Source organism: Pseudomonas arsenicoxydans (assembly GCF_900103875.1).
Lineage (GTDB): Bacteria > Pseudomonadota > Gammaproteobacteria > Pseudomonadales > Pseudomonadaceae > Aquipseudomonas > Aquipseudomonas arsenicoxydans.
Window position 1 is genome coordinate 4,492,116 of the sequence record NZ_LT629705.1, and the last position, 26,728, is coordinate 4,518,843.

Genomic DNA, 26,728 nt, shown 5'->3' on the forward strand with positions numbered 1-26,728 from the left:
TCAACCCCCACATTACAAGAAGGACAACATCATGCCCGTGACTTCCATCGGTGCCTATGAGGCCCAACCCCTGGATCGCCAGGAAAACTTCCATGGCCTGCAACTGGTGTACCTGTGCTGGGAAAAACACCTGATGTTTTGTGCGCCGTTTACCTTTCCGCTGCCACCTTCAATGCCGTTCGCCGACTTCATCGAGCAGGTGGTCAAGCCCTCGATTTCCCAGCACCCGGACGCATCGAAGGTTGATTTCAGCCAGGCGTTGTGGCGCCTGAACGATCAGCCGTTTGCTCCAGACAATAGCGCGAGCCTGATCGCCAACGGCATCGACCACAAAAGCTTGCTGCATCTCAATACTCCTGGCTTGAACGGCATTGCCGGCAGCTTCAACTGAGGACACGGCGATGAGCTACCAAGTAACCATCGAACCTACGGGCGAACAAATTGAAGTGGAGGAGGGCCAGACCATCCTCCAGGCGGCATTGCGCCAGGGTGTCTGGCTGCCCTTCGCCTGTGGCCATGGCACCTGCGCCACCTGCAAAGTCCAGGTCCTTGAAGGTGAGGCGGATCTGGGCGCGGCCTCGTCTTTTGCGCTGATGGACATCGAACGTGACGAAGGCAAGGTTCTGGCGTGCTGTGCGATTCCGCAAAGCGACATGGTGATCGAGGCGGATATCGACGCCGACCCGGATTTTCTCGGGCATCCGGTCGAGGATTACCGCGCCGTGGTCAGTGCGTTGGTGGACTTGTCGCCCACCATCAAGGGCGTGCACCTCAAGCTTGATCGGCCGATGGCGTTCCAGTCCGGGCAGTACATCAATCTGCAATTGCCCGGGGTTGAAGGCACGCGGGCATTTTCGCTGGCCAACCCGCCGAGCCGCGCCGATGAAGTCGAATTGCACGTGCGCCGGGTCGAGGGCGGACTGGCCACCGGCAAGATTCACGATGACTTGAAGGTCGGTGACGCCGTGGAGCTGTCCGGTCCGTATGGGCAATTCTTCGTGCGCACCTCGCAAAGCGGAGATTTGATGTTCATCGCTGGCGGCTCGGGCTTGTCGAGCCCGCAATCGATGATTCTCGACCTGCTGGAGACGGGCGATACCCGCCAGATCGTGCTGTTCCAGGGCGCACGCAACCGGGCCGAACTCTATAACCATGAGCTGTTCGAGGCGTTGGCACGCGACCACGCCAACTTCATTTATGTGCCCGCGCTCAGCCAAGCGGTGGAGGATGCCGAGTGGACCGGCTTCAAAGGCTACGTGCATGACGCCGCAAAGCAGCATTTCGAGGGGCGCTTCAGCAATCGCAAAGCCTACTTGTGTGGTCCGCCGATAATGATCGATTCGGCGATCACGTGCCTGATGCAAGGCCGACTGTTTGAGCGCGACATCTTCATGGAGCGTTTCTACAGCGCCGCCGATGGTGACAGCGAAACCACCCGTTCAGCGCTATTCAAGCGCATCTGAGTTCACCCGCAACACCCTGCCGACCCTGGCTGACCTCCCGACGGTCGGCACGGCGTCGGCTGCCTAAAAAAAACAACAAAAGGTCATCAACCTATGAAAGCTGTATTGCGAACAAAGCGTGCGAGTCATCTGTGCCGAGCTGGATTGAGCCTGCTGGCAGCTGCCAGTGCTGGCGTCCAAGCCACCGAAGGCGGTGGATCTTCGTACCCGATGGGGGCAGAAAACTACATGTCCGGCGCCATGCCGCCACCGGGCCTGTATTCGCAGTTCTACGTCGGGCATTACGAAGCCGACTCACTGCGCGGCAATCATGGCGAGAAAGTGCCGGTGGACTTCAGGGTAAGGGCCAACTCGGTGGCCCCCCGATTGATCTGGGTCACCGAGCAGCAGGTGCTGGGAGGAAGCCTGGCCTTCCACGCCATCGTGCCGCTGGTGGACCTCAAGGTTGAACTCAACGGTCAATCGCAGAGTAAACAGGGATTGGGCGACATCATCTTCGGGCCGGCGCTCGGCTACCATTACAGCGATAAGTTACACAGTATTTTCGCCCTGGATTTCATCGCGCCATCGGGCGAATACAATCGCGGCGACCTGGCGAACATCGGGCGCAATTACTGGGTCGTTGAGCCGGTGGCGGCCGTGTCCTACGTCGACCCGAACGGGCTCAATGTCGATGCCAAAATCATGTATGACTTCAACCAGCGCAATAACGCCACCGACTACCTTTCCGGTTCCGAGCTGCACGCCGATTACGCAGTCGGTTGGGGGTTGGGTAACGGCTGGGTGGTCGGCGTGGGGGGCTACCTGGATTACCAGACCACGGACGACCGGCAAAACGGTGAAACGGTCAAAGACAATAAGGGCAGGGCGATCGCAATTGGTCCGTCGGTGAAATACACGAGCGATAAAGGCTGGTTTTTAACCGCCAAGTGGGAGCAGGAGGCCCAGGTTCGTAACCGCGCGGAAGGTAATGCCTACTGGATGAAGTTGACGGTCCCTTTTTAACTGGCATGCCCAGCCCATCGGGTTGGGCAACTTAGCTCCATTTGTCAGGTTCTGCGAACGGAACCGAGCAACGTTTCCACTTCGGCCATTGCGGGCGCATGAGCGCCGGAATAACGACACGATACAGACGCACAGGCGGCAGAAAAACGCAGGCGCTCTTGCAGATCGCTGATCCCGAGCAAGTCGGCGGCGAGCCAACCGGCCATGGAAGCATCGCCGGCACCGACTGTATCGGCGACTTCTACAACGTACGCGGCCTGTTCGTAATAGCTGTCGCTGGCGTGCAACGCCATGCCGTGTTCACCGCGCGTCAACAGGATGTGTGCGTGCGGGTTGATTGCACGAATCTCGTTGATTGCCTGGGTTTCGGTCAGCCCTGGATAGATATGCCGAAGGTCTTCGTCGGAGAGCTTGATCATGTCGGCAAGCGCGGTCACCGTCGGGTACGTGTGTTCCCGGTACTGGCGGCCCATCAAGTTACGCCAGTTCGGGTCGAAACTGATCCGTTTGCCCGCCCGTTTCGCTCGTTGGGCCACATTTACCAAGGTGTCTGCCAATGGCTGGCGGGCCAGGCTAATGCAACTGAAATGACAGATTTCAGCGTTCAAGGTCCAATCGTCCGGCAGCTGTTGCGGATCGAAAAACAGGTCGGCGTCTCCAGCAAAGAAATACCTGGGCGGACGACTTGAGGGGACGATGGCAACCAGTGGGTCGCGCTCTACCCGTTGAATGAACCTCATGTCCAGACCTGCCTCTGCCGAGCTGCGGACAATCTCATCGCCCAGTGAGTCAGTGCTCACCGACCCTGCGAATGCCGTGCTGACGCCCAAACGACTCAGTGCGCGGGCGACATTCCATGGCGCACCGCCCGGATAACCGTTCCATTGTCCAGGATGACCCTGTACCAGGTCGGTCAGGGCTTCGCCAAATACGACTGCGCGAGGCAACACCATTGTCATTTCCTTCTTGTTGTGGGATGCGGCTGCCTGACCCAATCGGTCAGGCATCGACTATTGAATGGGCTTTAGAGTGCGGCAGGGAGGCGTGGAGACCGTTGCGGTTGAACAGGTTCATCGCCGTTCCGCGACGATACTCACTCGGTGTCTGTTCCATCTCGATGCGAAAGTGCCTGTTGAAGTTGGACAGGTTTTCATAGCCGACTTCAAAACAGATGTCCGACACGGACATCTCTGTTTGCAACAACAGTCGGCATGCGCGTTGAACCCTGAGTTTGCGCATCAGGTCGATGAAGCCATGGCCGGTTACCCGTTTGAAGAAACGCGAAAACCCCGGCTCGCTCATTTCCAGGCGCTGTGCAATCACCGACAGGCGAACGTCGCCGGTGAGCTCGTTCAACAGGTAATCAAAGGCCTTGTGGACGCGTTCGGAACTTCGGTCGTCCAGGGTCGGCGCGTAGCAAGCGCTGGCCAGTGTATGGGCCTCCTGGACCGGCGCTTTAATGAGTGTGTTGATCAACTGCAGAAAAAGAATCAGGCGCTCAAGCCCTCGCGCAGGACCGATGTCTTCCATCAATCGCGCCGCCTGCAATGCGGTTGCTCCAGTGAACTCCAAGCCACGGCGCGCACGTTCAAACAGGTGCTGAAGCTCGCCTAACTCGGGCAGGGTGCTGCGCAGCGCCAGAATGGCTGCACCGTCAAATTGCAGCACAACGTCGCGTCCCTTCAAGAACTCGCCGGGCCTCAGATCGCCTATCCAGTCATGGGGCAGGTCGGGGCCGATAAGCGCTACATGACCCGCGCCGAATGCGCCGAAGTAGTCGCCCGCAACGAGCTTGCCGCTGCCTTGGCGGATCAGGTGAATTTCGAATTCCGGATGGTGGTTCCAGCGAGCGAGGGGGTAGGGGTAGTCGTGCTCATACCAGCGAAAGCAATGCTCGGGCTCAGGAAGGATGACTTCCAGTTCGGCGTGTCGCTGTTCGAAAAGTGCTGTTCGGCTATCAGTCATGGCAAAACCCAAAGGGTCATTTCTTGTTTGTATGCACACAACATACGCCCTGCGTGCAGGCGCTTGCTAGCTCAGGGTTGCGCACCACTGATACTTTTTTGATCCTCGGCCGGTTTCTCTGGTCGGGTTAAAAAAGTATCAGTTGGCCGTCCTCTGCGCGTTTGTCCGGGCTATTTCAAGATGCTGTAATCAGCTCGTCCCCCATTGCTGCAAAGCTGTATTTGCCCAGCGGTGGTTAACAACAAAAATAATAGCTCCCGTCGTTAAAGGCGCGGAGCGGAGAGCACTACGATGAAAATCCCGCAAGCGCTTTTCCTTTCCGCTGGCCTGTCCTTCGCCTTCGTCACTCAAGCCGCCGAAACAATCACCATCGCCACGGTGAACAATGGCGACATGATCCGCATGCAGCGCCTCTCCAAGTTTTTTGAACAGCAGCATCCCGATGTGAAGCTCAATTGGGTGGTGCTGGAAGAAAACGTCCTGCGTCAGCGCCTGACCACCGACATCGCCACACAAGGCGGCCAGTTCGATGTGCTGACCATTGGCACTTATGAAACGCCTTTGTGGGGCGCCAAAAACTGGCTTGAACCGATCACCGCATTGCCACCGGAGTACGACCTGGAGGACATCTTTCCGTCAGTCCGTCAGGGGCTGTCGGTCAACAATTCGCTCTACGCATTGCCGTTCTATGGCGAAAGCACCATCACGTATTACCGCACTGATCTATTCAAGGACGCAGGCTTGAGCATACCGGAGCATCCGACCTGGACGCAGCTCGGTGAGTTTGCCTCCAAGCTGCACCAGCCCGATAAAGGCCAGTACGGCATGTGCCTGCGCGGCAAGGCCGGCTGGGGTGAGAACATCGCTCTACTCAGCACCATGGCAAACGCTTTCGGCGCCCGTTGGTTCGATGAAAAATGGCAGCCCGAGCTGACCAGCCCAGAGTGGACGGCCGCCGCACATTTCTACGTTGATACCCTCAAGAAGTATGGGCCGCCAGGCGTATCGAGCAATGGTTTCAACGAAACCCTGGCCCTGTTTAACAGTGGCAAGTGTGCGATCTGGGTGGATGCCAGCGTCGCGGGTTCGTTCACCACCGACAAGGAACAGAGCAAGGTCGTCGACAGCGTGGGCTTTGCTCCTGCCCCGATGGAGGTCACCGACAAAGGTTCGTCATGGTTGTATGCATGGTCGCTGGCTATACCGGCAACCTCTAAACACAAAGACAGCGCAAAAGCCTTTATCACCTGGGCGACGTCGAAAGCCTACATTCAGTTGGTTGCTGAAAAAGATGGCATCACCAATGTGCCGCCCGGCACTCGGCGGTCCACCTACAACGAGGCCTATTTGAAGGCCGCGCCTTTCGCGCAAGTGACCTTGCAGATGATGCAGCACGCCGATCCGGCGCACCCGTCCGTGAAACCGGTTCCTTACGTTGGAATCCAGTACGTCACCATTCCCGAGTTCCAGGCGATTGGCACTTCCGTTGGGAAGTTGTTTTCGGCGGCGCTCACAGGGCAGATGTCGGTTGAGCAAGCACTCGCTGCCGCGCAGACCTCCACCGAACGCGAGATGAAGCGCGCCGGTTATCCCAAGTAATCAGCGCTCCCACAGTGGATCTTCATTTGCCTGCTCTTAATCGGTTTTAACGCCATGAATACTTCAACTGCCAAAGCTCATATGGAAGTTCCCCAACCGGTGCGTAAAAGCCGGCTGGCCAATCCCGGCTGGTTTCTGGTCAGCCCCTCGGTGGCGTTGTTGCTGCTGTGGATGATCGTGCCGCTGGGCATGACCGTGTACTTTTCGATGATCCGCTACAACCTGCTCAATCCCGGTGAAAACGAATTCGTGGGGCTTGAGAACTTCACCTATTTTCTGACCGACTCGGGTTTCCTGCCCGGCGCCACCAACACCCTGTTGCTGGTCGGCAGCGTGCTGCTGATCAGCGTGGTGTTCGGCGTGTTGATCAGTGCCTTGCTGGAGGCCAGCGAGTTTCTCGGTCGCGGCATCGTGCGGGTCATGCTGATCTCGCCGTTTTTCATCATGCCCACGGTCGGCGCGCTGATCTGGAAGAACCTGATTTTCCACCCGGTCTCGGGGATTCTGGCCTACGTCTGGAAGCTGTTCGGCGCCCAGCCGGTGGACTGGCTGGCGCATTACCCGTTGCTGTCGATCATCATCATCGTGTCCTGGCAGTGGCTGCCGTTCGCGATCCTGATCCTGATGACCGCCATGCAGTCCCTCGATCAGGAACAGAAGGAAGCCGCGCGCCTCGATGGCGCCGGTCCCATCGCGATCTTCTGGCACCTGACCCTGCCGCACCTGGCGCGGCCGATTGCGGTGGTGGTGATGATCGAAACCATCTTCCTGCTCTCGGTGTTCGCCGAAATCTTCACCACCACCAACGGCGGCCCCGGCTACGCCTCGACCAACCTGGCGTACCTGATCTACAACCAGGCGCTGGTGCAGTTCGACGTCGGCATGGCGTCCGCCGGCGGCTTGATCGCGGTGGTGATTGCCAACATCGCGGCCATCGTGCTGGTGCGCATGATCGGCAAAAACCTGACAGACAAAGCCTGAGGCCTGCGCCATGACTCTTCAACAATCCCGTCGCCTGCAAAGCCTGCTGCTCGGCACGCTGGCCTGGGCCATCGCGATCCTGATTTTCTTCCCGATTTTCTGGATGGTGCTGACCAGTTTCAAAACCGAAATCGACGCCTTCGCCACGCCGCCACAATTCATCTTCACGCCGACGCTGGAGAACTACCTGCACATCAACGAGCGCAGCGACTACTTCAGCTTTGCCTGGAACTCGGTGGTGATTTCGTTCAGCGCTACGGCCCTGTGCCTGCTGATCGCGGTGCCGGCGGCGTACTCGATGGCGTTCTACGAAACCCAGCGCACCAAAGGCACGCTGCTGTGGATGCTATCCACCAAGATGCTGCCGCCGGTGGGCGTGCTGATGCCGATCTACTTGCTGGCCAAGAGCTTCGGCCTGCTGGACACGCGCATCGCGCTGATCGTGATCTACACGCTGATCAACCTGCCGATCGTGGTCTGGATGATTTACACCTACTTCAAGGACATCCCCAAAGACATCCTCGAAGCCGCGCGCCTGGACGGCGCCACGCTGTGGCAGGAAATGGTCCGGGTGCTGCTGCCGATAGCCAAGGGTGGTCTGGCGTCTACGGTTTTGCTGTCGCTGATCCTGTGCTGGAACGAGGCGTTCTGGTCGCTGAACCTGACCTCCTCGAAAGCCGCGCCGCTCACCGCATTGATCGCCTCGTACTCAAGCCCTGAAGGCCTGTTCTGGGCCAAGTTGTCGGCGGTGTCGACGCTGGCCTGCGCGCCGATCCTGATTTTCGGCTGGATCAGCCAGAAACAATTGGTCCGCGGCCTGTCGTTCGGCGCCGTGAAATGAACCGTCCCTAGAACCTGACCTAACGCAAATCCCTGTGGGAGCGAGCTTGCTCCGGGCGGAGTTCCGACGATGGCGGAATGTCCTTCAACAATGATGTCGACTGACACGGCCTCATCGCGAGCAGGCTCGCTCCCACAGGTTAAACCGAATAACAACAAGCGGAGGCCCATCATCATGGCCAACCTGAAAATCAAGAATCTGAAAAAAGGCTTCGAAGGTCTGTCCATCATCAAGGGCATCGACCTGGAAGTCCGCGATAAAGAGTTCGTCGTTTTTGTCGGCCCCTCGGGTTGCGGTAAATCCACCTTGCTACGGCTGATCGCGGGGCTGGAGGAGGTGAGCAGCGGCACCATCGAACTCGATGGTCGCGACATCACCGAAGTCAGCCCGGCCAAGCGTGACCTGGCCATGGTGTTCCAGACCTACGCCTTGTACCCGCACATGACCGTGCGCAAGAACATGTCCTTCGCCCTCGACCTGGCTGGCGACAATAAACAGGACGTCGAGCGCAAGGTGACCGAAGCCGCACGGATTCTGGAGCTGGAACGTCTGCTGGAGCGCAAGCCCAAGCAACTGTCCGGCGGCCAGCGTCAGCGCGTAGCCATCGGTCGCGCCATCGTGCGTAACCCGAAGATCTTTTTGTTCGACGAGCCCCTGTCCAACCTCGACGCCGCCCTGTGCGTGCAGATGCGCCTGGAACTGTCGCGCCTGCACAAGGAACTGCAAGCAACGATGATCTACGTGACCCACGATCAGGTCGAGGCGATGACGCTCGCCACCAAAGTGGTGGTGCTGAACGGCGGTCGCATCGAGCAGATTGGCTCACCACTGGAGCTCTATCACCAACCCGCCAATCTGTTCGTGGCTGGATTCTTGGGCACGCCGAAAATGGGTTTTCTCAAGGCCACAGTGACGTCCAGCAGTCATCAAGGTGTCGAGGTCGAGTTGGCCTCCGGGCGACGTTTGCTCATACCGCGCGACGGCAGCGCTTTGGCAGTCGGCAGCGAAGTGACTGTTGGCATACGCCCGGAACACCTGCGTCTGGATGACCAAGGACAATTGCCCATCACCACCGATGTCACTGAACGCTTGGGTAGCGATACCTTCTGCCACGTTGTTGCCAAATCGGGTGAAGCGCTGACGGTAAGGGTCAATGGTGACTGTGACGTCGCCTACGGAGAACAGCGATGGGTGGCGCTGGACGTTCTGCACTGTCATTTGTTCGACGAAGAGGGGAAGGCCATAGCGCCCCTGATGCGGCTCGCAGCCTGACTTTTATTCCAACTACCGGCCTTGTTTTGGCGTTCCTGATATTTAGAAACTGGATGATCAATCAATGAAAAGACTAGAAGGCAAAAGCGCGCTCATCACCGGATCAGCCCGAGGCATCGGGTGTACGTTTGCTCAGGCTTACATTCGAGAAGGGGCGACAGTCGCTATCGCGGACATCAACCTGGAACGCGCGCAATCCACGGCAAGCGCCTTGGGGCCTAATGCCTATGCTGTCGAGATGGACGTCACGAACCAGGCGTCCATCGAGGCGGCTATCGCCACCGTCGTTGCGCACACGGGCAAGCTCGATATCTTGATCAACAACGCTGCACTGTTCGACCTCGCGCCCATTGTCGATATTACCCGCGACAGCTTTGAGCGCTTGTTTTCGATCAACGTGGCCGGAACGCTTTTCACCCTTCAGGCAGCGGCGCGTCAGATGATCAGTCAGGGACATGGCGGCAAGATCATCAATATGGCCAGCCAGGCGGGGCGAAGAGGGGAGGCGCTGGTCGGTGTGTATTGCGCGACCAAGGCAGCCGTTATCAGCCTCACACAATCGGCAGGCCTGGGCCTGATAAAGCATGGGATCAACGTGAATGCCATTGCGCCAGGGGTTGTCGACGGCGAGCACTGGGATGGCGTCGACGCAATGTTTGCCAACTATGAGAATCGCCCCCTGGGTGAAAAGAAACGACTCGTGGGCCAAGAAGTGCCTTTTGGACGGATGGGCACCGCCGATGACCTGACGGGGATGGCTATTTTTCTCGCGTCATCGGAGAGCGAGTACGTTGTGGCTCAGACTTACAATGTCGACGGTGGCAACTGGATGAGTTGATGCCTTGCGATTGAGTTTGTGCAAAAAGTGCATTGCCAGGGTCGAGCGCCAAGCGACCTTGGCACTGTGCAACATTCCCGCCCGTCACCCCGCCTGGATACACAGCCCGTAGAATCGGCACTAACCCGTAGATGCGTTGTCAGTTATTGGCGCCTGTAGCGACGAGGATCGTCTCTGATAGACGCACGTCTGACTGCATTTAGTGTTTTCTCTTTTGGCAAAGCGCTCGCGATGGATTGCGTCCTGGACCGACTAATCCTTTTATGAGCGATTTTCCATGGGTTTGCTTCTTGATCCGCGTCATGACATTGATGCCGCTTTACTCAGCTATCGCCGGGTGTTCTGGTCGTTGGCGCTGTTCAGCGGCGTGATCAACCTGCTGGTGCTGGTGCCGTCGCTCTACATGATGCAGGTGTACGACCGAGTCCTCACCAGCCGCAACGAAACCACTTTGTTCATGCTCACTTTGATCGCCCTGGGACTGTTCATGTTCAGCGCGTTGATCGAGTGGGTACGCGGCGAGGTGATGATTCGCATGAGCGCAGGGCTGGACGATGCCTTGGGCGAGCGGATTTTCGACGCCGCTTTCGCCCGCAGCCTGCGCGAGCACAACGCCAACCCGGCGCAGGTGCTGATCGATCTGGCGACGCTACGGCAGCTGATCACCGGCCAGGGCCTGATTGCGTTGCTCGATGCACCGTGGTTGCCGATCTTTCTGCTGGTGGCGTTCATCTTTCATCCCTGGTTCGGCGTACTGACGCTGGTTCTGGCCCTGGTGCTGATCGGGCTGGCCCTATGGGGCGAGCTAGCGACCCGAACGCGTCTGGGTGAAGCCAATCGACTGAGCGTGCAGTCGTCGATTTACGTCAACAGCACGTTCCAGAATGCCGAAGTCATCCAGGCTCTGGGCATGCTCGGACCATTGCGCCAACGGTGGAGCCTGCTGCAACAACGCATCGTTGCCGCTCAGGCCCATGCCAGCGACCGTAGCGCGCGTATCACATCGGCGACCCGTTTCGTGCGCATCTCCGGGCAATCGCTGGCCCTGGGCCTGGGAGCGTTGCTGGTGCTCGAAGGCCAGTTGTCGGCAGGCATGATGATCGCGATGTCGCTGCTTCTGGGGCGCGCCCTGGCGCCCGTGGAAATCGCCATTGGCTCGTGGAAGCAATTCAACTCTGGCCGCCAGAGTTACCAGCGCCTGAGCCAACTCCTTGCCCAGCACCCACGCGACCGTCTGCGCATGCCGTTGCCGCCGCCCACCGGCGCGGTGCGTCTGGAGCAGGTGCATGTTGGCCCGCCCGGCGCCTCGCAACCGATCCTGCGCGGAATCAATTTCAGTCTGGTCAAAGGTGACGTGCTCGCCGTCGTCGGCCCCAGCGCCAGCGGCAAATCCACACTGGCCCGGGCGCTGGTCGGGGTCTGGCCGGCCATGGGCGGATCGGTGCGCCTCGACGACGCCGAGATCAGTCAATGGTCTCACGACGCCTTGGGCCCGTACCTCGGCTACCTGCCGCAGGACATCGAACTGTTCGACGGCAGTGTGGCCGACAATATCGCCCGCTTCGGTGAACAGGACGCCGACAAGATTATCGCCGCCGGACGTCACGCGGGCATTCACGAAATGATCCTGAGGTTCCCCAAGGGTTACGACACGCCGCTGGGCCCCGGTGGGCTTGGATTGTCCGGCGGACAGAAACAGCGCCTTGGCCTGGCTCGCGCACTCTATGGGCTGCCGTCGCTGATCGTGCTCGATGAGCCCAACTCCAATCTCGATGAAGCCGGAGAAGTGGCACTGGTTCAGGCCATCCGCGCGCTCAAGTCTGCTGGTAGCACCGTGGTGCTGATTACCCACCGGCCTAATGTGCTGGCGGTGGTCGATCACATTCTGGTGCTCAAGGACGGCACTCAACACGCATTCGGTCCACGGGATCGGGTGCTCAAGGCATTGATCCCGGGGCCAAAACCGGCAGCGGTCAAGGAGACTGGCGAAGATGCATGATCTGACCCCCGGGAAACCAACGTACAGCGAGCAGAGGCCGAGCGTACGCGGCAACGCAACATCGCCCGGCGCCAATACCGACGCGGTGAGTGCGGCACGTTATGGCGTGGGATTCCTGGTCCTGGCGCTCGGCGGCTTCCTGCTTTGGGCGTGTCTGGCACCGCTGGACCAAGGCGTCGTGGGCAGCGGCACCGTGGTGGTGGCGGGCGAACGCAAAGCGGTGCAGTCATTGGTCGGTGGCGTGGTGGAAAAACTGCTGGTCAGTGATGGCGACCGCGTCACCCAAGGGCAGTTGCTGGTGCAGCTCAACACGGTGCAGGCGCAGTCACAACTGGACGTGACCCGGGGCAAGCTGCTCAACGATCGCAGCGTCGAGGCCCGGTTGATTGCCGAGCGCCTGGGCTCAGCCGAGATCCAATGGCCCGCCGAACTGCTGGAACACGCCGAGGAGCCGCGGGTCAAGGCCGCCATGGCGTTGCAGAGCCAGTTGTTTGTGACTCGTCGCGCAGAACTGGGCAGCCGCTTGCAGATCATCGAACACGAAGCCGCGGCATTGCAGCAGCAATTGCTCGGCTATGAAGGCGTCAAACGCAACTACGACACGCAGATGCGTTTCCAGCAGCAGGAACTGGAAGGCCTGCGTGATTTGGCGCGTGAGGGCTACGTTCCGCGCAACAAACTCTTCGAGGCCGAGCGCAACGCCGCTCAATTGGCCGGACAGATTGCCTCCGGGGTCGGCGATGTTGGCAGGACTCGCCAGTCGATCAATGAAAGCCGACTCAAGGCCTTGCAGGCGCAACAGGAATTTCGTCGCGATGCCGAAGTTCAGCTCAGTGAAGTCTCTGCCGAAGCGTCAGGTTTTGCCGACCAGATCCATGCTTTTCAGTTTGAAGTCGACAACGGAGCGATCCGCGCGCCGGCATCCGGGCAGGTCATGGACGTCAGCATTCACACGGTCGGCGGCGTTGCACAGGCCGGCCAGACCCTGATGCAGGTGGTGCCGCTGGATGCGCCGATGGCGATTACCGCGCGTTTCGAGCCGTTGATGGCCAACAAGTTGCGCCCGGGGCTGCCGGTGCATGTGCATTTCACGGCGCTGCAACGGGTGGATACCCCGACCGTCATCGGCACGGTTACCACGGTGTCGGCAGATCAGTTGATCAATGAGCAGACACACCAGCCGTACTTTTCCGCCAAGGTCGAAATTCCCGCCGACACCGTGGCCTCGCTACAGGCCGCTGGCCTGTTGGTGCGCCCCGGCATGCTGGCTGATGTGACGGTGGTCACGGGGGAACGCACCTTGATGAACTACCTGATGAAACCCTTACGCGAACGCTTGCTCGCAGCCTTCAAAGAGGAATGAGCATGACCGTACGGTTCCGCTATAGCGCCCGCCTGTTGCTGAGTCTGTTTACCGGTTGGGGGGCGATGAGTTCCAATTCTGTCTGGGCGAGCCAGGAGGCGCTAAGCCTGACCGCCGCGTACGATGCCTCACGCGTCAACGACCCGACCGTGCAATCGGCCGCCCATGCCTATGATGCGTCGACGCATGAAGAGGCGATTGGCCGCGGCGGCCTCTATCCGCAAGTGTCGCTGACGTCGCGCTATGGATACGGCGGTCGTACCGATGGCGGCAGCGACACCAGCTACGTCAACAGTAACGATTACCAGGCGAACAATGTCACCCTGGCGGCGCAACAACCGCTCTACGACAAGGGGCGATGGGCCGCGTATCAGGAGGGCAAGGCGCGGGGACAGTTGGGCTCCCAACTATTCGACGTTGCCGGCCAGACCCTGTACGACAGGGTTGCCAAAGGCTACTTCGATGTCGCCCGGGCCGAGAACGAGATCAAGTTGATCGCCCAGCAAAAGACCGCCATTAATGGGTTGGTGACGCAGAGCAAAAAGCTATACCAGGGCGGGCAGGGCGCGATCACCGATATTGATGAAGCCCAGGCGCGGCTCGATCTCGTCGACGCCCAGGAGGCTGAAGCCCAAGCTCGCCGCGTGGCTGCGTTGCGGGCGTTGTCCGGTCGCGCCAGTGTGGCCATCGAAGACATCCAGTCGATGCGCGAAGAACTGCCCACTGGCAACCCGATTCCGCCGGAACGGGATTTGCCGTACTGGACAGCGATTGCCCATGATGCCAACCCCGAGCTGGCAGCCCGGCTGGCGGCGGTGAAAGTCGCCGAAGCGCAGGCCGACAGCCAGCGCGCCGGGCATTATCCGACGTTGTCGCTGACCACCCAGCTCAGCCGCCAGGAAACCCGTCAGTATCAGGAGCAAGACCCGCGGCAGGATTCGTATTACGTCGGGGTTCAGCTGGATATTCCGTTGTATCGCGGCGGTGCGGTACGCGCCTCGGTGGCGAAGGCCGAAGCGCAGGTGGCCGGTGCCCAGTCCGACTACGACGTACAGCGCCAACAGTTGGCCGAGGACATCGAGACCGACTATCTGGGCGTCGTGGCCGGGTTCGCCAAGAGCAAGGCGATGCTGCGGGCGGTGGAGTCCAATCAGCGAGCGCTGACCTCCACGGAAAAAGGTTTCCAGGGGGGAGTGCGGTCCACGGTGGATATTCTTGATGCTCAGCAGCGGGTGTTCCAGGCACGCCGAGACCTGCTCAACACCAAGCTCGACATGCTGCAAAGCTATGTCAGCCTGCACACCCACACCGGCCAGATGAACCGTGCGGTCCTGGAACAAGTGCAAAATCTGTTCTGAGGGATGAAGCGGGGGAGAGATAGGCGCCGGTCTTTGAACCTAATCCTGAGGGGGCGGGCAAGCCCGCTCCCTCAGGTTGTGGATTGACTCAGGCGGAGAAATCGCTGGCGTGCAGCTCCTTGACGCCCACCAGTTGCAGTTCGAACTCGGGGGTGGCGTCGGCGTTGACGCTGCCGTACAGAATGCCGTCGGCAAAGCGCAGTTGGCCGGTGGCGTTGGCAGGGTCGAAGGCGTTGCTGCCGATGAAGGTGAAGGCATCAACAGCAGCAGTCAGCGGGTTCGCATCCAGACCGGTGAAATCCAGATGATCGCCCTCGATGCTCTTGAAGCCGTTGATCACATCCCGCGACGCACCAACGCCCATGTCCGACAGCGCCGCAAACGCGTAGGTGTCCGCGCCACTGCCTCCGGTGAGGGTGTCGGTGCCTGCACCGCCGATCAATCGGTCATCGCCCGAACCACCCACCAACGTATCGTTGCCCGCACCACCGTTCAGAACGTTTGCGGCGCTGTTGCCCAACAGACTGTCGGCGTAGGCACTTCCCGTCAGGTTTTCGAAGAATTTCAAAGTGTCGAGCCCGGAGCCCCCGGTGTCTTGTTGCGCTGACGTCGACAGGCTGACGGTGACGCCGGACAGGGCGCGTTCAAAAGACACAATGTCATTACCCTCGCGCCCGTCCAGCACATTGTTGCCTGCCCCCGCAAACAGCGTGTTGTCCAACGCGTTGCCCGTGCCATTGGCGGCGCCTGGGCTATCGATGTACAGATTCTCGACGTTGGTACCGAGGGTATAGGCCGCCAAACTGCTGTGTACGCTGTCGATCCCTCCCGGCACTGCATTGCTGTTGGTCTCGATCACGGTGTCGCTGGCGTTGTCGACATAGTAAGTGTCGTTGCCATCGCCGCCGCTCATGCTGTCGGCTCCTGCGGCACCATCAAGCACGTTGGCGGCGGCATTGCCGGTGATGAAGTTGCGCAGCTCGTTGCCGGTGCCGTTGATGTCCGACACGCCACTGAGTACCAGATTTTCCAGATTGGCACCCAGGGTCCAGCTGACCGAGGCTTGCACCGTATCGATCTGCGAAGGCGAGGCGTTGGTTTCCACCACGCTGTCGGCCGCGTTGTCGACGACATAGATGTCGTTGCCATCGCCACCAGTCATGGAGTCGGCGCCCAGGTCGCCATCCAATGTGTCATTGCCCGAGCTGCCCACCAGGGTATCGGCCTGGTCGGTGCCGGAGATCATCCCGCCCTGGTTTTGAGCGTTGTCAAAAATGTCCTGCACGCTATTGTTGTCGTTGGCGTTGCCTTGAAAACCAAGGTCACCGGCGATGTAGTCGGCCAGGCGCTGGCCAACGATTTCCGCCGATTCCTCGTGCAAGTGCCAGACGTCATCGGGATACACCAGCGGATCGACTTCATAGCGCAAGGGCAGGTCGGTGTAGTCCACCGCCAGCTTGACGTCGGCGCGCTCGGCGGCGATCTCCTCCTGGACGGCGCGGACATAGCCAACCCCTTCGACGATCGAGGCAATCTTTTCTGCCGAATAACCCCGAGCACTCGCCGCATCTTCCTGGTAGTGACCGGTTTCCATCATGTACACGCTGAAATTGCCGAACTGGGCATGCAGGTAATCAAACACGTTCAGGGTCGCGGCCTTGTAGGCTGCCGCTGCTGCTGTTTTGTCCGTGGCGCGGCCGATCTCCTGGGCGGCTTCCTCGCCCTGGCCCCAGATGATGCCCATGGTGACGTTATCGATCGATTTCAGTTCGGTGAGCTGGTCCCCCAGCAACGCGACGGCACGCAACAGCGCAGGCCCGGGTTGGTTGGTGTCGGTCAACCACCAGCACAAATTGAGCTCATCGGCGCCCATGGTCGACAGGCCGTTGACCGTGCTGCCACCCACCGCGATGTCGATGCCATTGCCATCGGCATCGGTGAACTGGCTGCGTACGTCATAGGTGGTGTAGCGATCGAGGTCATTGACCAGCATCGATGTGCCTGACTGATTATCGTCCTCCGTCATGCGCAGCAGACGCGCATTGGATTGGCCGAGGGTGGGCAGGTAGAGGATGTCTTGTTGGGCACGCTCGCCGAACACGAAGTCGCTGGCGGTCAGGGTGTTGAGGTAGTTGCCATTGAGGGCGATTTCAAAACGGTTGCCATCGGCATCCGCATCGGCTGACTTGACGTAGGTCTTGTCGCCGGCTGCGTTGAGGGTCATGTACAGCGTGTGATTGCTGCCATCGCCGAGGCCGAGAAAGCCCAGGCCCGACACATCGATCTTGTCCACGCCAGCGGTGAAGTCATAAATCGTGTCGGTGGCCGTGATGCCGCCGGCGTCGTAGTCGCGGTAGCTGTCGAGCGAGTTGCTGTAGCGGAAGGTATCGGCCCCGTCGCCGCCGTACAGCGAGTCGCGTCCGGCACCGCCGTCGATGATGTCTGCGCCGGCGCCGGCCTTGATCGTGTCGTTGCCATCGAGGCCGAGGATCAGGTCAGCACCGGCCGTGCCGTTAAGGGTATCGGCGTTATTGGTGCCGGCGATGGTGTTGGCCGGCGCATAGGCGACCACCAGGGCGAAGCTGTCGCTGACCGAGGCACCTGAAGGATCGGTGGCCTTGACCAGGACGTTGTAATTGCCCGAAGCAGTGCTGATCGGCGTGCCGGCGAACGTCAGGCTGGTGGCGTTGAAACTCAGCCAGGTCGGCAGGGCGCTGCCGTCGGCGAGCGTCGCGGTGTAGACCAACACATCCTGATCGGCATCGGTGAAGCTGTCATGGGTCACCGTGTAATTGAACGCGGTGTTTTCGGTGGCGTTCTGATCGAGGAGCGGAATGGCCACCACCGGCGCGACATTGCTCGGCATGTTTTGGTGGGTGTCGAAGACAAAATGACTCGCCGTCAGGCTGCTCACCAGGTTACCCGCCAGCGACAATTCGAAACGGTTGCCGTTGGCGTCGACGGTGAGGTCCTTGAGGTAGGTGCGGTTGGTCGAAGCGCTGTAGGTGACTTGCAACGTACCGTTCAGGCCGTTGCCCAGGCCCGTGTAGCCGAGCGTCGAGACATCGATCTTGTCCGCTGTCACGTCGAAATCGAGGATCTGGTCACTGACGCTGGCGGAGCTGGTGCGGTAGCTGTCGAGTGTAGAGGTGTAGCGGAACACATCGGCACCTGCGCCGCCGGTGAGTTTATCCGCCCCGGCGCCACCGACCAGAATGTCGTTGCCCGCGCCGCCATTCAGCGTGTCGTTACCGGCGCCACCGAACAGCTGTTCGTTGGCAGCGGTGCCGGTTAGCGTGTCGTTGTTCGGCGTGCCATTGATCACCGTGGGTGCGGCGGGCACGTCCTGCACGGCAAGGGTAAAGCTGTCGCTGACGGTGGCGTTGCTACCGTCGCTCGCGGAGACCTGAATGGAGTAAGTGCCCGACGCGGTGTCGCTGGGTGTGCCGCTGAACGTACGAGTGGCGGCATCGAATGTCAGCCAGCCGGGCAGGACGCTGCCATCGGCCAGTTTGGCGGTATAGCTGAGGCTGTCGTTATCCGGATCGGTGAAGCTGGTGGCCGGTACGACATAGCTGAACGGCGTGCTTTCGGTCGCCTTCTGATCCAGCAGCGGCGTGGCCAGCACGGGCGCCTGGTTGGTCGCAGACGCGGTGGCGAAGACGAAGTTAGCGCTGGTCAGTTTGTCGAGGTAGTTGCCGTCCAGCGTCACTTCGAAGCGATTGCCCTCGGCGTCGGCGTTCAGCGATTTGATGTAAGTTTTGGTGCCAGCACTGTTGAGCGCCAGGTACACGGTGTTGTTCTTGCCATCCCCCAGGCCGGTAAAACCGATGGCCGAGAGGTCGATTTTGTCGGCGCTGATATCGAAATCGGTGATCACGTCGCTAAGGTTGGCACCGCCCGTATTGTAGTTGCGGTAACTGTCCAGGCGACTGGAGAACACAAAGGTGTCCGCTCCGGCGCCACCGGAAAGGCTGTCCATGCCGGCACCGCCGTCGAGCTTGTCATCGCCGGCGCCGCCACTGAGGCTGTCGTTACCCGCTAGGCCAAGCAACGTGTCAGCCGAATCGCTGCCCTGCAATGAGTCGCTGGCGCTGGTGCCGGTGATCACCCGATTGAAGATGAAATTGCTGGCCGTCAGGGTGCTGGCGAGGTTACCCGAGAGAATCAACTCGAAGCGATTGCCGCTGGCGTCGGCATCGTAGTCCTTGATGTAGGTGCGGTCGTTGCTGGCGCTGTAGCTGACCTGCAGGGTGCCGCCACGACCGTTGCCCAGGCCGGTGAAACCGAGACCGGCGAGGTCGATCTTGTCCTGGGTGACGTCGAAGTCGGTCACGGTGTCATCGAAGCTTGCGGTTGCGTTGCGGTAGCTGTCGGACTGAGCGGCAAAACGGAACGTATCGGCGCCGGTACCACCGGTGAGTTTGTCGATGCCTGCACCGCCCACCAGAATATCGCTACCGGCCCCGCCATTGATCGAGTCGTTGCCGGCACCACCGAAGAAAATCTCGCTGTCGGCGCTGCCCAACAGGGTGTCATTGCCTGCCGTACCTTGCACGGTGGTCATCGGCACCGTGTCGCTGACGTAGCTGCCGTCACCATAGACCAGCGTGGCACTCTTGCTGGTGTGACTGATGGTGTTGCCGATGATGGCGTTGCGATCCGTGCCGTCTTCATTGCGCTCTGCAACACCGTAGGTCGACAGGTTGCTGCCGCTGATGATGTTGCCCTGGATGGTGTTGTCGCTGCCGTTGAAGTACTTGCCGGACACGCCCAGGGTGTCATCGTAGGACTGGAGGATGATCTCCGGTACGGGGTTGCCCAGGGAATTGTTGTTGAGCGTGTTGTCGATGATCTCGACGTGATTGCTGCCGTAGATGCGGACCCCGGCGCTTGCATTGTCATGGATGTCGAGGCCGCTGACGGTCACATCGCTGGAGAGTTTGACCAGCACCCCTTCGGCGCCGTTGCCGTACACCTCGCCACCGGTAATGGTGATGTTGCTGGGGGAGGGGATGTTCTCGCTGCCGCGCTGCACCACGATGCCATTGCCGCCGTTGTTGTAGGCAACGTTATTGGTCAGGGTGAAGTCGTGGGTGCTGGTGACGACGTTGAAACCATGCCGGTCGTTGTCGTAGGCGACGTTGTTTTCAAAGGTGCTGTCGCTCAGGAAGTCAGCGACGAAGCCGTCCAGGCCATTGCCGTGGGACACGCTGTTCTTGATGACCATGTTGACGGTCTGCTCGTGGGGATCGAAACCGTACCCGGAGCAATCCTTGGTCTCGACACTGTCGAGAGTGACGTTGGAATCGTAGCCTTCTTTGCCGGGAATAAAGCCATTGAACCAACCGTCGATCTTGCCCGTGGTGCTATCGCGGTTGCCATCGATGGTGAGGTTGCTGATGCCGAAGTCGTGGGTTTCCTCGCCATAGGCGGAGCGGATAACCCCGGTGATCTTGGTGTCGGAGCCATCAGCCACCTTGACGTTGGTGGCACCCATGCCGTCGCCGTACAGGTAGACGTTGCTCTTGAGCATCAGGCAACCGTCAGAGGGTTCCACGCCTCCCGAAACGATGTACGTGCCGGTCGGCATATACACCTGTCCACCGCCTGCGGCGGCGGCCGCATCAATCGCGCTTTGTATCGCCGCCGTGTCGTCTGTGAGGCCATCTCCTTTGGCGCCAAAATTTTGTACGTTAAAAATCATGAGCTTATCTCCGTATCAGGCTTAAATCGCAGCAGATGCCAATATTCCATCGACGACCACTGTGTTATGACCCAGAGACGCGCAAAAGTTTTGACCGCGCATCGGAGAAGCGTCAATAAACCGATATTACTGATCAGCGGTTGGGAAGTGTTTTCATAGATAAACGTTATTTTGACGCTTTTTTAGCAAGCGAAAGATATGAAAAACCTGCGCTATCACGTCAGCTTTGATTTGAGTTCGGAACGGCCGTGAGGCCGGCCAAGGGGGAGGGAGGAGGAATATCTTGCTGGGAGATAGAGGCGGGCTTACAAAGCGATGACAGGTCTGACGTTGGTCTACTTCAAAAAATGTTAGAGCAATAACTCTACTAAATGGGTGTTTAGTTGAGCTGTACTTTTCGAGCACCTAATTTGAATCCTGGACAGACTTGAAGTACAGATTTGCAATCAACGGTGTCGCTAAAAAAGACGTCATCACGGGCATGGAGCTCGCAGCTAACAGCTACTTGATTTCAAAGGCGTCAAGGTCTGAGCATTCTGAAAATCAGTTCCTGAGCAGCGGCTTGTCTTTTCGCATTAACCCATTCATTGCGGAAACTCATAATGAATTCGTAGCTACGGGCATATTTGTCGCCGCCGCGAAATGACTGTCCGTGAAATCTCTGTACCCACACCACGTTGAAATCTGCAGATTTCGCACAGCACCATGCGCGGAGGCAGACCTGCGAAGTTAGTGAAACCACAAAGAACAGTCGCTCGCCAAAGCATCTCTATCAATCCAATGAAATGACGAACTCGGGGTTGGTGCACGGCCACGTCAACTAAGCACGATATTTGGAGCCTGCAAGGAACCGTGCCACATTTGGACAGTGAGGTTTTCATACCGGACCACAATGAACGGGTGATGGGCCGTCAGCGCTGGCGAACCGCACAGGTTAGCGAGCACGGAGGCACTTTTTAAGGTTGGGGGTGAAACCATCGTTTAGCGGATTTATTCCCGAACGCTTTGACAGGAAGATCTGCGCGCAACTGGATTCAATTGGAAACATCATGTTACGTGTAATGTATATTATGTTAAACGACAGGCTATGTCATAGATGTTCATGAGCTGTCTAAGCCACTGATTCGACAAACCTGCTTCTGACGTCCACTCTGTTAACGGGCCATGTACTCCGTGTTCATGGCTAATTCTTAACTGAGGTGGCTGCCGATGAAGCTGATTCAGTGCCGGTTCTCTTCAGGTCAGCGGATACCGTTGCTGGTACAAGTTGGTGATGCAGCGCCGTTGCCCGTACTCATTCCGTTCATCTACGTCCAACGGAAACTCAGGCACCTTGCTTACAACACGGCGGCGGCACATCTGCGTGCGATTCAGGCTTTCTACAGCTATGCCGAAAGCCGAGATCTGGATATCGATGAGGCCATCTTGGCTTGTCGCTTTGAGGCGATTCTGGCTTTGCTGGATGGTTACGCCATCTGGCTCCAAAGTGGCCGTCAAGCCGATAATCTGATCGCCCGAATTGGCACGGCTGCAACAACACCTTTTCCTCAGATCGATCCGCGCACCCGTGACCAATACTTGCAGCTGCTGAAGCAGTACCTGTCCTGGTGTGCCACCCGATACATCCCGCGCGCTCGTCAGAACTCAACCATCTTGGCTAACATCGAGATCGTATTTGCAGATGTCGCCGACGTCATTGAACGACGCTTTGAGAGCCATATCATCAATGCTCGTCCCGACCGCACTCGTTACCGCAGCCTCACGGATACGCAACAACAGATCATTCACACACTGATTCGCCCCGGCGCTCAGGAGAATCCGTTCCCAGAAAGGCTGCAGCTGCGCAATTGGCTAATGATCGAATTGCTACTGGAGACCGGTATCCGTCGCGGAGAGCTTCTCAAGCTCTACACCACGGATATCAATCAAGGCTCTGAGCATGCTTATCTCAGCGTCAATGACCGCGAACATGACCCAGCCGACCCGCGCGCCGAAGAGCCTGCATTGAAAACACACGCACGGACCGTAGGTCTCTCCACTCAGCTGTATGAGGTCTATGAGCGTTATATACAGAGCGAACGCCGCCCCCAGCGTAACGGCAAACCTATGAAATTGCCGTACCGCTATTTATTTATCTCGGATCGAGGTCGTCCGCTGTCGATCCGAGCATTGTCAAACGTCCTTGATCGGCTGTTTCTGACCATTGAACTGGCTCATCCGGGGTTGTTGCCTACACTTTCCGCGCATGACTTTCGCCACACCTTTGCCGACCGCTTCTTGGCCCACCTGGTCGAGGAACGAGGGTTTGACCTAGAGCGGGCCATGGACGAACTCCGACGAGTCTGTGGCTGGTCTGAAACCTCAGCTATGCCCCGCCGTTATGCCAGTCGTTTTCTAGCCGCGTCGGCCAACCGCCACAACGCCCGACGAACTTCGGCAGCCTGGGGGCGGCTCGACACGTAAGGAGATTTGCTGTGGACGAATCAGATGAGCAAGAACACGCGTCCCCCTCCCCGTCGTTGCCGACCTTTAAGTTTGAGGGTCCGAACCGGGTCGCTATACGAACCCGCACCGATGATCAGCCAAGGTACGTCGATACTCGATTGAGCGTTTGGACATGGTATGACGGTGGACTCCCCCTGAAGATTGATTGGGGCACGCTAAACCTAAGCCCTGCACTCCGAGAAATTGGCAAAGGCTTTATGGCCTATGCACTCGAAAAGTATGCGCCTCGAACCGCAGTAATGTTTGCAGATACCCTTCGCTTTTTATCTAGTAGCGATCTCGCCGCTGGTCTCCCCTGGAGCTCTGATCAATTAAACACAACTCTTGAAGAGTTGAAGAAATCAAGGAGTATTCTTGTAGGGTTCCGGACGTTATACCGCTGGGCGGTTGATAGAGGAATTAAAGGCTTCGATCGAAATAACTATCTAAAAATTAAAGATATAAGATCGAGCCCGGTTGATCCGTACGCGCGAATTTTTCTCTCTCAGTCAGGGCTAGAACTTGACGAGGAAATTCAATTGCTTCGGCGTATTGATCGCCATATTCCGATGGATGACTGGAGTGAACTCCAGTTCAATATAATGCTCCACCTAGGTTTCGAGTTGGGGCCGCGCTCGATTCAATTCCACTCGTTGGACGTCGCAGACTTCGAAGTAGTTGAAACCCATGATCGTGAGAACTACTACACCCTATGGCTACCCATGGCCAAAAAGGTCGGCCAACGTCGACCTGAACGACGACCTCGAAAAATTACCACGCGACTGGGTAATAAAATCGCGCTACATATTTCTGAGATTCAACGCCGCTTTGGCAGTGGCTGCACTCCATTGTTTGTCAGTCTTACAGGAGATCGCCTATCTGTCATCGAAATCGGTGCGGGCCTAAAACACGAGCTGTGTGAAGCCGGGATAGACAAGCCGAACCAGGTAACCATGTTGCTGCGTCATCACCTCGGGCAAGGTTTGGCAGACCAGGGAACTCCGGCAGACTTGATTGCCGAACTGCTCGGACACAACAGCACGGTTGCGGCGCGTGCTTACGTAACGGCAACCCCCAACATTGCCCGGATCAAAGAGAAAGCGCTGGGTAAGAGCCCGGCCTATCAACGCATTATGCGCAGTTTATTAACCGGGGAAATCGTCCAGCGTCGAAATACAGTTGCAGAAAGAGCCATCCGCGGCGTCATCGATACGCAGTTCATCGGAGACATCGGTGCCTGTGCCCTGCCAGTTCATACGCACTGTCCCTACAATCCCGTATATGCCTGCTACACCTGCAAGAAGTTTCATCCATTTGCTGACGGGCGCCATGAGCAGGTGAAGGAGGCGTTGCAACGAGAAGCCCAGCGGTTCATTGATATGGCAGAACAAGCCGGTGACCTCATTCACAACCGGCCTCTCGCCCAGCATCAAACGACCATCTTGGCGGTAAGCGCTACGATCGAACGCTGCCGGCAGCACACGGAGGGCGCCGCAGATGACGCTGTCTAGGGCAAGACAGAGCCTTGAGGGCTTTATTACACAGGAAAAAGCGATTTTTCACTCGTTACCGAATTCAACACCGTGGGCGGCACCGTTGTGGGGAGTCGGACGTTGGTTGCCACAACGGGATAAACAGAATGCACTTACTTTCGAGACACACCGGCAAGCCCTAGAGAAGACAGGCTATCCCGCCCCGCCCAAGGGGCCACTCCCCTGCACTTTCCAAGATTTTAGCAAGGCCTTGATTGTGTATCTGCAACGCACCCGGAACCTGAAGTTTTCCATGGCTGCGGCCTACAATATTGCCATCCGGCGGCTTTACAATCCCTTATTTGAACGACGCGTGTCCGACCCCACACAGTTGACGCGAGGCGATTTTGAACGCGTCGTGGAATTTCTTCGCGACAGTGGCTACAAGAACCTTTACGACGCGATCTCTCATCTTCAGGTGATCGCAGAGACGATTGATAAACTGCAATTAACCGAGATCGCCATCCACTTTAAGCATGCTGCAAAACCAGAAAAACGCCGTCACGATTACATTTCATTGCATGATCCTGATCGTGTTGTAAAACAGCGAAAGTCTGATGACAGGTTGCCTTCCCGCGAGGCGATGGAAGCCTACGCTGTTTGTTCAAACAACCCGCTTAGTGACGGGGAAGAAATCTTGCTTCGTGTGATCGATTTACTGATCGCGACCGGGCAAAGGGGAAATGAGGTAGCAGTAATTCCCTATGACTGTTGGGTCGAAAGGCCGATCAAGAATCCGACAGGAGAGGTGGTTACAGATGCCAATGGCAAACCTCTAGTCGAATGTGGGATCAAGTACTTTGCAGAAAAGCAATTTCAGTCTCGTGTTCATTGGTTAGCAGAAAGCGACGTTCCTTTAGCCAGGCGCTCGGTTGAACGATTGAAGACGCTGACCCGAGAACAGCGAGAACTTGCCAGGTGGCAAGAGGAACACCCGGGTCGTCTTTGGGCCTACTCCCCGCAGACCTCAATGACGCAAGATGAAGTGTTGTGTTGGATCGGATTTAGCGAAAATCGAGACACCTACAGAAATCTACGTCAGTACCTTTCCCGGCACGGAGTTGCCCCCTGCAGGGAGACCGGCCGTAGGGCGGACCTGAACAGATACTTGGCCGGTGATATCGAGCGCTTTCTTGTTCCTAAACTTCGGGACCATGCAGCGCTGGTTGAAAATGTCGGTGGCTCGATTCGGGTTGTCCTGAAAACCAGCGAAACACTAGCCATCGCTTTTGATGGCCAATTCCGACTCGGCGGGCGGGAGGCGAATGTATTTCGAGCGATCCCGCGTCGGGTGACCCTGCGAGATATCAATAATGCGCTGGGCAGTAATGACAAATATGCGTCCATTTTTTCGCGTCGTTCATTAACTGAGTCCGATGGAGCTCCGATTAAGCTGACTAGCCACCAACCACGGCATTGGCGCAATACAATTTATCATTTGACCGGCATGAGCGATGTTCAGCAAGCGCTGGCGTTGGGGCGAAAACGCCTCGACCAAAATACCCGTTACCAACACACAAGCATTGAAGAAAGCACCGCCGCCCATCAGGAGTTCCTGGCGTTCAATAGCTATCACCAGCGCATCGATTTTCTACATACAGGCATAAGAGATAAGCGCATTCAGGGCGCTTTGACCGACAGTTACCATGCTTTACTATCAGATAAAGGCACAACCACTGCAGAAGCATTCCTCACCGTACACGCCACCGCACTACACGTAACACCCTTTGGCGGCTGCATTCACGATTTCTCCCAAGCGCCCTGCCCTAAACATCTTCAGTGCTGGAATGGCTGCTCGCATCTCCATCTGATGGGCACTCCAGCGGAGCGGGCCAACCTAGAGAAACAAGCCGAGAATATGACGAAGGCAATTAGCATTATGCGCAATGCCGGCGCCGAAGAAGCAGGTAGCGATGTTTGGCTGGCGGACCAGGAGGACAAGCTAAACAATCTAAAGTCCGTGCTCGCGCGCGATACGTATGTAGGTGGGCAGCGCGTGTTTCCCGATGGGCATCCAATGACGATTGCGGACACAGGTAAGCGGCACAGTTCGGTTTCGGATGATTAGAGGCGACCATGGCGCAACGACAGACCTTGAGGGGCGGCACCTTGGACGAGGCGATCGACGCCCTCCTCGCTCAAATGATTAGCTTAGGGCTGGAGCTCGCGCCTATTTCACGCCCCGAAGTGCAGCGTCGGTTGGGCCTGACTAGCCGAGCTACCTTAGTGGGGGACCGAGGGAGACGAATCGAGTCTGCTCGTATCGCACAACTCAATGAGAGTGGCAGAGATCCAGATGGAGCCCGGCGCCGTAGAAGTCT

General features: G+C 58.2%; 17 protein-coding genes. 14 read left to right on the forward strand and 3 right to left on the reverse strand.

All coding sequences use genetic code 11. From position 1 onward, the window contains the following. Positions 1–31: 31 nt before the first annotated feature. The 3 genes from BLQ41_RS20990 to BLQ41_RS21000 all read left to right on the forward strand — a co-directional run bounded on the left by BLQ41_RS20990 (position 32) and on the right by BLQ41_RS21000 (position 2,468). On the forward strand, positions 32–391 hold the full coding sequence (locus tag BLQ41_RS20990; RefSeq protein WP_090183821.1) for a phenol hydroxylase subunit P4: 360 nt from the start codon (positions 32–34) through the stop codon (positions 389–391). Positions 392–401: 10 nt separating this feature from the next. Next, entirely contained in the window at positions 402–1,463 is a 1,062-nt protein-coding gene (locus tag BLQ41_RS20995; RefSeq protein WP_090183823.1) for an NADH:ubiquinone reductase (Na(+)-transporting) subunit F, read from the forward strand. A 93-nt stretch (positions 1,464–1,556) separates the two neighbouring features. Further along, positions 1,557–2,468 carry a SphA family protein gene (locus tag BLQ41_RS21000; RefSeq protein ID WP_090183824.1) on the forward strand — a complete coding sequence of 304 codons (912 nt, stop codon included), beginning with the start codon at positions 1,557–1,559 and terminating at the stop codon, positions 2,466–2,468. Between the two features lie 44 nt (positions 2,469–2,512). Here the strand turns inward: BLQ41_RS21000 and BLQ41_RS21005 are convergent, their stop codons facing one another. Further along, positions 2,513–3,421 (reverse strand): carbohydrate kinase family protein, encoded by a 909-nt coding sequence (locus tag BLQ41_RS21005; RefSeq protein ID WP_090183826.1) that lies wholly within the window; start codon positions 3,419–3,421, stop codon positions 2,513–2,515. A gap of 46 nt (positions 3,422–3,467) precedes the next feature. Beyond that, a complete protein-coding gene (locus BLQ41_RS21010) occupies positions 3,468–4,433 on the reverse strand; it encodes a helix-turn-helix domain-containing protein (protein ID WP_090188715.1) in 966 nt (321 codons plus the stop codon). Between the two features lie 291 nt (positions 4,434–4,724). Here BLQ41_RS21010 and BLQ41_RS21015 point away from each other — a divergent pair, with 291 nt between their 5' ends. From BLQ41_RS21015 to BLQ41_RS21050, 8 genes are all read left to right on the forward strand, one after another. Beyond that, positions 4,725–6,032, forward strand: a complete 1,308-nt coding sequence (locus BLQ41_RS21015; protein WP_090183827.1) for an ABC transporter substrate-binding protein — start codon at positions 4,725–4,727, stop codon at positions 6,030–6,032. 54 nt (positions 6,033–6,086) lie between these two features. Continuing rightward, complete coding sequence (locus BLQ41_RS21020) at positions 6,087–7,013, forward strand: carbohydrate ABC transporter permease (protein WP_090183829.1); 927 nt, start codon at positions 6,087–6,089, stop codon at positions 7,011–7,013. A 10-nt stretch (positions 7,014–7,023) separates the two neighbouring features. After that, the gene (locus BLQ41_RS21025; RefSeq protein ID WP_007936731.1) at positions 7,024–7,854 is read left to right on the forward strand and encodes a carbohydrate ABC transporter permease; all 831 of its coding nucleotides are present in this window, start codon (positions 7,024–7,026) and stop codon (positions 7,852–7,854) included. Positions 7,855–8,028: 174 nt separating this feature from the next. Beyond that, the gene (locus tag BLQ41_RS21030) at positions 8,029–9,126 is read left to right on the forward strand and encodes an ABC transporter ATP-binding protein (protein ID WP_090183831.1); all 1,098 of its coding nucleotides are present in this window, start codon (positions 8,029–8,031) and stop codon (positions 9,124–9,126) included. 64 nt (positions 9,127–9,190) lie between these two features. After that, positions 9,191–9,964 (forward strand): L-iditol 2-dehydrogenase, encoded by a 774-nt coding sequence (locus BLQ41_RS21035; protein ID WP_090183832.1) that lies wholly within the window; start codon positions 9,191–9,193, stop codon positions 9,962–9,964. A 277-nt stretch (positions 9,965–10,241) separates the two neighbouring features. After that, positions 10,242–11,963, forward strand: coding sequence for a type I secretion system permease/ATPase (locus BLQ41_RS21040; RefSeq protein ID WP_090183834.1), 1,722 nt, complete (start codon positions 10,242–10,244; stop codon positions 11,961–11,963). Beyond that, complete coding sequence (locus BLQ41_RS21045; RefSeq protein ID WP_090183835.1) at positions 11,956–13,326, forward strand: HlyD family type I secretion periplasmic adaptor subunit; 1,371 nt, start codon at positions 11,956–11,958, stop codon at positions 13,324–13,326. The genes BLQ41_RS21040 and BLQ41_RS21045 overlap by 8 nt, the downstream gene beginning before the upstream one ends. A 2-nt stretch (positions 13,327–13,328) precedes the next feature. Next, complete coding sequence (locus tag BLQ41_RS21050) at positions 13,329–14,684, forward strand: TolC family outer membrane protein (RefSeq protein WP_090183837.1); 1,356 nt, start codon at positions 13,329–13,331, stop codon at positions 14,682–14,684. 88 nt (positions 14,685–14,772) lie between these two features. Here BLQ41_RS21050 and BLQ41_RS21055 read toward each other — a convergent pair whose 3' ends face one another. Then, a complete protein-coding gene (locus BLQ41_RS21055; RefSeq protein WP_090183838.1) occupies positions 14,773–20,391 on the reverse strand; it encodes a putative Ig domain-containing protein in 5,619 nt (1,872 codons plus the stop codon). 1,209 nt (positions 20,392–21,600) lie between these two features. Between BLQ41_RS21055 and BLQ41_RS21065 the strand changes: the two genes are divergently transcribed. From BLQ41_RS21065 to BLQ41_RS21075, 3 genes are read left to right on the forward strand one after another with little or no spacing between them, the layout of a single operon-like run. Beyond that, positions 21,601–22,854 carry a tyrosine-type recombinase/integrase gene (locus tag BLQ41_RS21065; protein ID WP_090183843.1) on the forward strand — a complete coding sequence of 418 codons (1,254 nt, stop codon included), beginning with the start codon at positions 21,601–21,603 and terminating at the stop codon, positions 22,852–22,854. A gap of 11 nt (positions 22,855–22,865) precedes the next feature. Then, positions 22,866–24,386, forward strand: a complete 1,521-nt coding sequence (locus BLQ41_RS21070; RefSeq protein ID WP_090183845.1) for a site-specific integrase — start codon at positions 22,866–22,868, stop codon at positions 24,384–24,386. Then, complete coding sequence (locus tag BLQ41_RS21075) at positions 24,373–26,475, forward strand: hypothetical protein (protein WP_090183848.1); 2,103 nt, start codon at positions 24,373–24,375, stop codon at positions 26,473–26,475. The genes BLQ41_RS21070 and BLQ41_RS21075 overlap by 14 nt, the downstream gene beginning before the upstream one ends. Positions 26,476–26,728: the final 253 nt, after the last annotated feature.

Bases quoted from the DNA above. Each gene is read 5' to 3' on its own strand.
- BLQ41_RS20990 (WP_090183821.1), top strand. From the start codon at position 32: ATGCCCGTGACTTCCATCGGTGCCTATGAGGCCCAACCCCTGGATCGC.
- BLQ41_RS20995 (WP_090183823.1), top strand. From the start codon at position 402: ATGAGCTACCAAGTAACCATCGAACCTACGGGCGAACAAATTGAAGTG.
- BLQ41_RS21000 (WP_090183824.1), top strand. From the start codon at position 1,557: ATGAAAGCTGTATTGCGAACAAAGCGTGCGAGTCATCTGTGCCGAGCT.
- BLQ41_RS21005 (WP_090183826.1), bottom strand. From the start codon at position 3,421: ATGGTGTTGCCTCGCGCAGTCGTATTTGGCGAAGCCCTGACCGACCTG.
- BLQ41_RS21010 (WP_090188715.1), bottom strand. From the start codon at position 4,433: ATGACTGATAGCCGAACAGCACTTTTCGAACAGCGACACGCCGAACTG.
- BLQ41_RS21015 (WP_090183827.1), top strand. From the start codon at position 4,725: ATGAAAATCCCGCAAGCGCTTTTCCTTTCCGCTGGCCTGTCCTTCGCC.
- BLQ41_RS21020 (WP_090183829.1), top strand. From the start codon at position 6,087: ATGAATACTTCAACTGCCAAAGCTCATATGGAAGTTCCCCAACCGGTG.
- BLQ41_RS21025 (WP_007936731.1), top strand. From the start codon at position 7,024: ATGACTCTTCAACAATCCCGTCGCCTGCAAAGCCTGCTGCTCGGCACG.
- BLQ41_RS21030 (WP_090183831.1), top strand. From the start codon at position 8,029: ATGGCCAACCTGAAAATCAAGAATCTGAAAAAAGGCTTCGAAGGTCTG.
- BLQ41_RS21035 (WP_090183832.1), top strand. From the start codon at position 9,191: ATGAAAAGACTAGAAGGCAAAAGCGCGCTCATCACCGGATCAGCCCGA.
- BLQ41_RS21040 (WP_090183834.1), top strand. From the start codon at position 10,242: ATGGGTTTGCTTCTTGATCCGCGTCATGACATTGATGCCGCTTTACTC.
- BLQ41_RS21045 (WP_090183835.1), top strand. From the start codon at position 11,956: ATGCATGATCTGACCCCCGGGAAACCAACGTACAGCGAGCAGAGGCCG.
- BLQ41_RS21050 (WP_090183837.1), top strand. From the start codon at position 13,329: ATGACCGTACGGTTCCGCTATAGCGCCCGCCTGTTGCTGAGTCTGTTT.
- BLQ41_RS21055 (WP_090183838.1), bottom strand. From the start codon at position 20,391: ATGATTTTTAACGTACAAAATTTTGGCGCCAAAGGAGATGGCCTCACA.
- BLQ41_RS21065 (WP_090183843.1), top strand. From the start codon at position 21,601: ATGAAGCTGATTCAGTGCCGGTTCTCTTCAGGTCAGCGGATACCGTTG.
- BLQ41_RS21075 (WP_090183848.1), top strand. From the start codon at position 24,373: ATGACGCTGTCTAGGGCAAGACAGAGCCTTGAGGGCTTTATTACACAG.